Raw genomic sequence first — 7788 nt, forward strand, 5'->3', positions numbered from 1 at the left:
ATAATATGTACGTTAGATCCGTTACACTGTAGCGTCAAGCATTTTGTCTGTTAGAGACGAAGGTCGGATGAACGACGGGAACGCGCTGCAGCGGGACGCGGCCGGCATCGGCGCGCTCGCCGATCCGGTCCGCCGCCGGCTCTACGAGTTCGTGTGCTCCCAGCCGGCGCCGGTCAGCCGCGATCAGGCGGCCGACGCCGTGGGCGTCCCGCACCACCAGGCCAAATTCCACTTGGACCGGCTCACCGCCGAGGGCCTGCTGGAAACCGACTACGCGCGATTGACGGGCCGCTCCGGCCCCGGCGCGGGGCGCACGTCCAAGCTGTATCGCCGCGCGGCCCGCGACATCGCGGTCAGCCTGCCGCAGCGCGAGTACGAGCTGGCCGGTCGCCTGATGGCGACGGCGATCGCGCGGTCGGCCGACACCGGCCAGCCCGTCGTCGAGGAGCTGAACCGGGTCGCCCGCGATTACGGCCGGACGATCGCAGCCACCGAACGCCCGCCGGGGGACGCCTCGGCGGCGATGGACCTGGCGCTGCGGGTGCTGCGCCGATACGGCTACGAACCCCGGCGCGCCGACGGGGAGGTGGAGCTCGCCAATTGCCCCTTCCACGCGCTGGCGCAGGAGCAGACGGAGCTGGCCTGCAACATGAACCACGCGCTGATCACCGGCGTGGCCGACGCGCTGACGCCGCACGGCCCCGACGCCCGACTGTGCCCGGGGCCGGATCGGTGTTGTGTGGTGCTCAGGGCCGCTGCGTCCACGCGGTGAGCAATCGCTCCGCGCCCGCGCACATCTGCTCGACGACCTCCGCCACCGACGCGTCGTCGCGGATCATCCCGACGCCCTCGCCGGCGTCGACGGGGGCCACGCGGCGGTCGTCGTCGGCGGTCGCGGCGGCCAGCTGGTCGCATGCCGACACATCGAGCGCGTCCTCGTGGCCCGTCCAGCGCGCGACGAAGTCGTTGGCCAACACGCGCGACGGGAACCGCGCCGGCCAGGGCAGCCCCCTGGCGACGTCGAAGGCCCGCGTGACGGCCGTGTCGGTGGCCCGGGCGGCGATCAGGGCGCGGCGGCTGCCGTCGCCGGTGAGCGCCTCCGGGCAGGCGGCCAGCCGGGTGCCCACCCACGCCCCGCCGGCCCCGGCGGCCAGCACGGCGGCCAGGCTTCGCGCCGAGGCGACGCCACCGCCCGCCAGGACGGGCACCGCTGCGCCGTCCACGGCGTCCAACACGTCGTCGAGCAACGGCAGCGTCGCGAGTTTGACCTCGCCATGTCCGCCGCCCTCGGCACCCCGCGCGACCAGGATGTCGACGCCGGCGTCGACGGCCTTGCGGGCGCCCAGACCGTCGTAAACCTGTGTGACGGTGGGTATTCCGGCCTCACGCGCCTTCGCGACCCACGACCAGTCGGTGCCGAAGCTGACCGACAGCAGCGCGGGCCCGGCGGCCAGCGCATCGTCGAGCAGCCCCTCCTGGGTGCGAATCACCCAGTCCACCAAGCCGATTCCGAATCGTTCCGGCACGTGCCGCAGCTGGGCGCGCAGCAGTTCCCTGCTGCCGTCGCTGCCCATGCCGACCATGCCCAGCCCACCGGCCGCGGTGACGGCGGCGGCTAGCCGGCCACCGGCGACCCCGCCCATCGGGGCGTTGACGATCGGCACCCGTAGCCCGAAACCCCTTGACCAGGGCGTGGATAGCATCGGCGCTAGTGGGCCCCGGGCTGGCTCTTCAGCACGGTCAGCATGACCACCGAATCCTCGACGGCGTGCAGGGCGTGCCGCTCGGCGGGGATCGCCACGTAGTCGCCGGCCTTGCCGTCCCAGGCGTCGCCGCCGGTCGTCAGGCGCACGTGACCCTGCAGCACCTGCAGCGTCGCCTCGCCGGGGCTGTCGTGTTCCGACAGGTCGTGGCCGGCGAGCAGGGCCAGCACGGTCTGCCGAAGCTCGTGGGTGTGACCACCGTGGATGGTGTGGGCGGCGCGTCCGCTGTGCGATCTCCGGGCCTCGTCCAGCTTTTCGGACGCCAGTGCGGTCAGCGAGATGGATTCCATGGTCGTCCCCTTCCGTCGGGCAAGCCCGCGATCAGACGGTCAATAGCAGTATCCCCGCCACGAGCAAGGCCACGGTCTTGACCGCCTCCAGGCCGACGTAGGCGTAATGCGCGCGGGATCGCGGTCCCTCCGATCCGGCGAGCACCGCATCGGAGCGGCGGGTCAGCCGGGGGCGCACCGCGATCAGCTGGATCGCCAAGGCGGCGATGGCGACGGCGAACGCCACGACGATGCGCGGCGGGGTGGACCCCCCGGTTCCCGATGCCACGATCGCGACGATGACGAGGGCGAAGGCGACCTCGACGGTGTTGAGCGCGCGAAACACCAGGCGCCCGATGCCCAGCCCGATCTGCAACGTCACGTCGGGCGCGCGGAACTTCAGCGGCGCCTCGAGGAACGAGATGGCCAGCACCATGCCGAGCCAGACGAAGGTGACCGCGACCGCGATCGCCGGTCCGGTGCTCACCGGGCGGACCCGGCCGGCGAGATGTGGGCCAGGCACAGATCCGGTTCGACGAACGCGTCGAGACGGTCGACGGAAATCGGCGCCCCCCAGGTCTCCAGGGCTCCCTGCATCAGCCCGAGGTGGATGGGGCACACGACCGCGCCCCGGGTTTCGGCCAGTTCGAGGAACGGGCAGTGCCGCAGGCCGACCACCTGCTCCCCGTCGGACGTCCGGCGCTCCGGGGCGAACCCCAGGTCGTCGAGCACCCCGACCAGCCGGTCGACCGCCTCCTCGGCGCTGCGGGCCTTCGGCGCCTTGGCGCGCGATTCGACGCTGCGTCCCCACGCCTTCCCCGCGGCCACCGCCTTCGCGTGCGGGTTCCGGTCGGCGGCAAGCGCCTCGGTCAGGACCTCGGCGAGCATGCGGTAGTGCCGCGTCCCGCCGCGATCCATCTGCCGCACCGCCTGGAACATCAGCGGTGGGCGCCCGGGGCCCTTGGGGTCGTGCTCGACCTGCTCCACCTGGCGGCTCGCGAGCAGGCTGTCGAGGTGGAACCGCACGGTATTCGGGTGCACGCCAAGCTGTTCGGCGATCGCAACAATGCTGAGCGGAACGGGCGACGACCGCAATAGCCGCAGCACCTCACGGCGGCGGCGACCGGTGTTTTCTCCGACTGACGTAATGCCGCTCACGCTCCTTTGGTCTCGTCGGCCCTGGCTTGGGCGGCGACCAGCGGTGTGTCGACACCGAGCGGCCCGACCTTGGCCGCCCCGCCCGGCGATCCCAACGGCTCGTCGCGACCGGGCAGGACTTCGGTGAAGAACGCCTCATTATCGGCCAGGTAAGGCTTGAGCTCCGCAGGCAGGTCGTCTTCGTAGTAGATCGCGTCCACCGGGCACACCGGCTCGCACGCGCCGCAGTCCACGCATTCGTCCGGGTGGATGTAGAGCGCCCTGCCGCCCTCGTAGATGCAGTCGACGGGACATTCGTCGACGCAGGCCCGGTCCATCACGTCGATGCACGGCTTTCCGATCACGTACGTCATGGGCTACAGTTTACACAATATCTATTGTAGAAACCAAGGAGTTGCGGAAACCCATGGCCGACACCGAACTTGACGTGCGCGGGCTGCGCAAGCCGGACAAGCACCCGACGATCTTCGCGGCCTACGCCGCGCTGGGGGTCGGCGAATCCTTCGTGCTGGTGAACAACCACGACCCCAAGCACCTGCGGGCCGAGTTCGACGCCGACCTGCCCGGCAGCTACGGCTGGGAATACGTCGAGAAGGGCCCGCAGGCCTGGCGGATCCGGATCAGTAAGCTCTGCTCGCCGGATCGGTGACAAACGCCCCTCCTGGAACCCACCCGGCCCCGATACGGTCGTGCGTGAACGGCCACGCCGACGAATCGAGGACTGGTGATGTCATCGCAGCACGCACGTTTGGGAATCGTCGTCGGAATCGACGACTCGCCGGCCGCCAGGACGGCGGTGCAGTGGGCGGCGCGCGACGCCGAGCTGCGCAACGTTCCGCTGACCCTGGTGCACGCGGTTTCCCCGGAGGTTTCGACCTGGCTGAGGACTCCCGTGCCCGCCGGCGTGCTGCGCTGGCAACAGGAGCACGGGCGCAGGCTGGTCGACGAGGCGCTCAAGGTCGTCGAAGCGGCCTCGCGGAACGGCGGTCCGGCCGGCATCCACACCGAAATCCTTTCCTCGGGAGCGGTTCCCACGCTGATCGACTTGTCCAAGGACGCGGACATGTTGGTCACGGGGGCGCAGGGCAGCGGCCGGTGGCCCGGCCGGCTGCTCGGCTCGGTCAGTTCGGCCCTGCTGCGTCACGCGCATTGCCCGGTCGCGATCATTCACGACGACCCGGCGGGCGCCGGTCAAGGACCGGTGTTGCTCGGCGTCGACGGCTCACCGGCATCCGAGCCGGCGACCGCGATCGCCTTCGACGAGGCCTCCCGCCGGAACGCGGACTTGGTGGCCCTGCACGCGTGGAGCGATCTCGACATCTCGGAATGGCCCGAACTTGATTGGCCCGCAACACAATCCGCGGCCGAAGAGGTATTGGCCGAGCGGTTGGCGGGCTGGCACGAGCAGTACCCCGACGTGGGGGTAACGCGTGCCGTCGTGCAGGCGCAGCCGGCGCGCCAGCTCGTCGCGCAGTCCGCGGGGGCGCAGCTGGTCGTGGTCGGCAGCCGGGGCCGCGGTGGTTTCGCCGGGATGCTGGTCGGATCGGTCGGTGAGGCCGTCGCCCAGATGGCGCAGGCGCCCGTGATCGTGGCGCGGGACGCGCCGGCCTAGTCGCTTCAGCGGACGACGAGCACCGAGCATTCGGGGTGCCGGAAAAGCGGGTGCCCGTGCGGCCCGACCAGCCGGGCCAACTGGCCGGCCTCGGCGCCACTGATGACCGCGAGCAGGACTCGCTCGTCGTTGGCGGCCAAAAAACCGGCGATGGCTTCCTGGGTGGCGACCGGGTAGACGCGCACCTCGGGGTGGCGTTGGCGGCAGTCGGACACCCGGCGTTCGAACCCGCCGTCGGCGTGCTCGGCGAGGTCCGCCGGGCTCCCGCCGAGGACGAGCATGGGCGCCCGGCGCAATTTCGCTTCCCCCACAGCGTGTTTGACGACGACGTCGTTGTCGGGTGCGTCGGTCATCCGCACCACGATCCAGTTGATGTCCGGCGGCGGCTGCTCGGCGTCCGTGCGCAGGATCACCACCGGGCACCGCGCCTTCTCGGCCAGCTCGGTCGCCGTCGAACCCAGGATCGAGCGGGCGTAGCGCCCGATTCCGGTGGACCCGACGCAGACCATTTCGGCATTCGAGGAGGCCTCGACCAGCAGCGCGCCAGCCGGCCCGCGAGCGATCTCGGTTTCGACGGTGACGGGTCTTCCGCTGGCCTCGACCGCGGACCGCGCCTCCCGCAGCGAATGCTCGGCATGGGTGAGGTCGCGGGCGTAGTCGTCCGGGGACGGGTGCTGCGGCTTCATGACCACGACCAGCCGCAGCGGCACGTGGCGGCTGATGGCCTCGTCGACGCCCCACAGCGCGGCCGCGATCGCCGCCGGCGAGCCGTCGATGCCAACGATGATCGGTTTCATAAGCGTCCCAAAACCTTTCGGCCGCTAGACGGGAGAGGTCACGGCCGGCCCATGGTGGGCGAGCCGGTAGACATCCATCAGCTTGGTGAGGTCGCTCGGCGTGACGATTCCGACCACCTCGCCGCCGTCGCGGACCAGGGCGCGGCTGCGGGGACCCGCCGGTGCCATGCGCTCGAGCAGCGCGGTCAGCGGCTCTTGCGGCGCGGCCGTGGGCACCGCGTCCAGCGGCAGCGCGATGTCGGCCACCCGGGTGGTGTCACGCGCGCCCGGCGCGACGTGACGCAGCTGGCCCAGCGTGACCAGCCCCACGATCGATCCGTCGGGGTCCACCACGGGGTACGCCGAGTGACGGTCGCCCAGGACGTAGCGCTGGATGAAGTCCTCGACCGTGAGCCAGCCGGGCGCGGTGTGTGGCCGGGCGGTCATCGCGTCGGAGACGCGCACCCCGGCGAAGAGCTCGCGCGTCGAGATCCGGGCCTCTTCGTCGCGGCTGGCGGCGAAGATGAACCAGCCGATGAAGGCCAGCCAGACACCGCCGACCATGCCGCCCGCGACGAACTCGGCCAGGCCCAGGGCGATCAGGACGAACGCGACCACCCGCCCGGCGTGCGCCGCGCCGATGCCGGCGCGCACGATGTCGCCGTGGCGGCGCCACAGGTAGGCGCGCAGGACGCGGCCCCCGTCCAGCGGCGCCCCCGGCAACAGGTTGAACAGACCCAGCAGCAGGTTGATGCCGGCCAGCCACGAGGCGACGCCGACGACGATAGGGGCGGCCCGAACGCCGTGCAAAGCCACCACCAACCCACCGAACATCGCCGCGAGCGCCAGGCTGGTGGCCGGGCCCGCGATCGCGATCCGGAAGGCCGCCTTGGGCGTCTTGGCCTCGCCCCCGAGGTTGGTCACGCCGCCGAAAAGCCACAGCGTGACGCTTTCCACGGCCACCCCGGCCCGGCGGGCGACGACGGCATGCGCCAGCTCGTGGGCTAACAGCGAAGCCAGCAGCACCAGCGCGCCGCACGCTCCGGCGAGCCAATAGGCCGGGGCCGGATACCCTTTGGCGGTGCCGGGCAGCGTGCTCGCCAGGCTCCAGGTGAACAGCCACAGGATGACCAGCACGCTCCAGTTCACGTGCACCGGAAAGCCGGCGACCCGGCCCAGGGGGATCGCGTCGCGCACGTCAGTGCCCCGCCGGCGCCGACGCCGTCATGAGCGGCCGCTCGACCCGGTGCTTGATGCGGAGCAACAAACCGCGGGTGCCCAGGGCGAGCGCCGGCCTGACCGATTCCATGGCGAAGACCTCGCCGGGGTGGCGCAGGGCGACCCGGGCGCGGGTCAGCAGCCGCACCCGGTCTTCCCAGTGCGGCTGGATGTGGAACGACCACACCGCATTCCAGCGCGCGCCCGATCGGGTGGCATTGAGCACGAGGTACTTCTCGGGCACGATCTCGGCGACGGTGAACGTCATCCCGTCGGGCAGGCCCAGCCAGCCTTCGGGGGCCAGGCGCAGGACGTCCCCGACCGCGAGGTGCTCCGGTGACGACGGCGAGTCGCCCTCGCGGCGGCCATGGGCCATCCGCAGCAGCGCGGGCCACACCGCGGAGACCGGCGCGTCGATGTACACCGCCTCGGTGGTCTGTATCGCCGGGTCGGCCACCAGCGTGTCGCCGGGCAGCTGCATCCGGCATTCCGCCTTGGTGGCGCCCCAGTTCCGGTAGTACCGCCGCGCGCCGTACAGCATCGCGAGCAGCGCCGCCGTCTCGGTGATCCGCTTGGTCGCGTTGCCCATGGCGACAGTGTGGGCGGGCGGTCGCGGCGTCCGCCAGGGTCGATGGTCCCCGCAGCCGTGCCGATGTGCCCTCGCCGCGGGCTCGGGACTTTGGGCCCTATCCGGTATCGGCGCGTGACGAAATAATGACTTCGTCTGACGTAACTTGGCTGCGGCGGTTGCGGCTGAACAAAGGAGATTGACGGTTATGGGTGGTGGCCCACCGTTGTTATTGTCCGATTCTGACGTTGACGCCCTCGCGGGTGAATTCTTGCGCTCGCGCTACCTCGGCCCCATCTATGCCGACTGGTCACCCGACCGGCGCCTGGACACGTTCCTGCGGCGCAGCGGCCTGCCCCGCATCGCCGACGACGGCGACCTCGCCAGGACGGTGCTGGATCGCATCATGGCCCGCGTGAGTGGC

Annotated in this window: 12 protein-coding genes; 4 read left to right on the forward strand and 8 right to left on the reverse strand. The window is 71.2% G+C overall.

Annotated elements, in window-relative coordinates:
- The first annotated feature begins 67 nt into the window (after positions 1-67).
- Positions 68-772, forward strand: a complete 705-nt coding sequence (locus AC5Y7V_RS21315) for a helix-turn-helix transcriptional regulator (protein ID WP_499882019.1) — start codon at positions 68-70, stop codon at positions 770-772.
- On the opposite strand, the gene AC5Y7V_RS21320 is transcribed toward AC5Y7V_RS21315, so the two are convergent.
- From AC5Y7V_RS21320 to fdxA, 5 genes are read right to left on the reverse strand one after another with little or no spacing between them, the layout of a single operon-like run.
- The gene (locus AC5Y7V_RS21320; protein ID WP_499882020.1) at positions 747-1703 is read right to left on the reverse strand and encodes an NAD(P)H-dependent flavin oxidoreductase; all 957 of its coding nucleotides are present in this window, start codon (positions 1701-1703) and stop codon (positions 747-749) included. The genes AC5Y7V_RS21315 and AC5Y7V_RS21320 overlap by 26 nt on opposite strands.
- A 5-nt stretch (positions 1704-1708) precedes the next feature.
- A complete protein-coding gene (locus tag AC5Y7V_RS21325) occupies positions 1709-2053 on the reverse strand; it encodes a cupin domain-containing protein (RefSeq protein ID WP_499882021.1) in 345 nt (114 codons plus the stop codon).
- 31 nt (positions 2054-2084) lie between these two features.
- Positions 2085-2519 (reverse strand): hypothetical protein, encoded by a 435-nt coding sequence (locus AC5Y7V_RS21330; RefSeq protein ID WP_499882022.1) that lies wholly within the window; start codon positions 2517-2519, stop codon positions 2085-2087.
- The gene (locus AC5Y7V_RS21335) at positions 2516-3190 is read right to left on the reverse strand and encodes a helix-turn-helix transcriptional regulator (protein WP_499882023.1); all 675 of its coding nucleotides are present in this window, start codon (positions 3188-3190) and stop codon (positions 2516-2518) included. The genes AC5Y7V_RS21330 and AC5Y7V_RS21335 overlap by 4 nt, the downstream gene beginning before the upstream one ends.
- Entirely contained in the window at positions 3187-3543 is a 357-nt protein-coding gene (gene fdxA / locus AC5Y7V_RS21340; RefSeq protein WP_499882024.1) for a ferredoxin, read from the reverse strand. Before fdxA ends, AC5Y7V_RS21335 begins: the two co-directional genes overlap by 4 nt.
- A gap of 53 nt (positions 3544-3596) precedes the next feature.
- Between fdxA and AC5Y7V_RS21345 the strand changes: the two genes are divergently transcribed.
- Together AC5Y7V_RS21345 and AC5Y7V_RS21350 are read left to right on the forward strand one after the other, a co-directional pair.
- Positions 3597-3839, forward strand: a complete 243-nt coding sequence (locus tag AC5Y7V_RS21345) for a DUF2249 domain-containing protein (protein WP_499882025.1) — start codon at positions 3597-3599, stop codon at positions 3837-3839.
- A gap of 78 nt (positions 3840-3917) precedes the next feature.
- A complete protein-coding gene (locus AC5Y7V_RS21350) occupies positions 3918-4802 on the forward strand; it encodes a universal stress protein (protein WP_499882026.1) in 885 nt (294 codons plus the stop codon).
- A gap of 5 nt (positions 4803-4807) precedes the next feature.
- Here the strand turns inward: AC5Y7V_RS21350 and AC5Y7V_RS21355 are convergent, their stop codons facing one another.
- From AC5Y7V_RS21355 to AC5Y7V_RS21365, 3 genes are read right to left on the reverse strand one after another with little or no spacing between them, the layout of a single operon-like run.
- Positions 4808-5599 (reverse strand): universal stress protein, encoded by a 792-nt coding sequence (locus tag AC5Y7V_RS21355; protein WP_499882027.1) that lies wholly within the window; start codon positions 5597-5599, stop codon positions 4808-4810.
- 24 nt (positions 5600-5623) lie between these two features.
- Positions 5624-6775 (reverse strand): site-2 protease family protein, encoded by a 1152-nt coding sequence (locus AC5Y7V_RS21360; RefSeq protein WP_499882028.1) that lies wholly within the window; start codon positions 6773-6775, stop codon positions 5624-5626.
- Between the two features lies 1 nt (position 6776).
- The gene (locus tag AC5Y7V_RS21365) at positions 6777-7385 is read right to left on the reverse strand and encodes an SRPBCC family protein (protein ID WP_499882029.1); all 609 of its coding nucleotides are present in this window, start codon (positions 7383-7385) and stop codon (positions 6777-6779) included.
- 211 nt (positions 7386-7596) lie between these two features.
- On the opposite strand from AC5Y7V_RS21365, the gene AC5Y7V_RS21370 reads away from it, so the two are divergent.
- The coding region (locus tag AC5Y7V_RS21370; RefSeq protein ID WP_499882030.1) for a hypothetical protein at positions 7597-7788 on the forward strand (192 nt) is incomplete at its 3' end.

It is taken from the genome of Mycobacterium sp. NGS34, from assembly GCF_059812845.1.

Bases quoted from the DNA above. Each gene is read 5' to 3' on its own strand.
- AC5Y7V_RS21315 (WP_499882019.1), top strand. From the start codon at position 68: ATGAACGACGGGAACGCGCTGCAGCGGGACGCGGCCGGCATCGGCGCG.
- AC5Y7V_RS21320 (WP_499882020.1), bottom strand. From the start codon at position 1,703: ATGCTATCCACGCCCTGGTCAAGGGGTTTCGGGCTACGGGTGCCGATC.
- AC5Y7V_RS21325 (WP_499882021.1), bottom strand. From the start codon at position 2,053: ATGGAATCCATCTCGCTGACCGCACTGGCGTCCGAAAAGCTGGACGAG.
- fdxA (WP_499882024.1), bottom strand. From the start codon at position 3,543: ATGACGTACGTGATCGGAAAGCCGTGCATCGACGTGATGGACCGGGCC.
- AC5Y7V_RS21345 (WP_499882025.1), top strand. From the start codon at position 3,597: ATGGCCGACACCGAACTTGACGTGCGCGGGCTGCGCAAGCCGGACAAG.
- AC5Y7V_RS21350 (WP_499882026.1), top strand. From the start codon at position 3,918: ATGTCATCGCAGCACGCACGTTTGGGAATCGTCGTCGGAATCGACGAC.
- AC5Y7V_RS21355 (WP_499882027.1), bottom strand. From the start codon at position 5,599: ATGAAACCGATCATCGTTGGCATCGACGGCTCGCCGGCGGCGATCGCG.
- AC5Y7V_RS21365 (WP_499882029.1), bottom strand. From the start codon at position 7,385: ATGGGCAACGCGACCAAGCGGATCACCGAGACGGCGGCGCTGCTCGCG.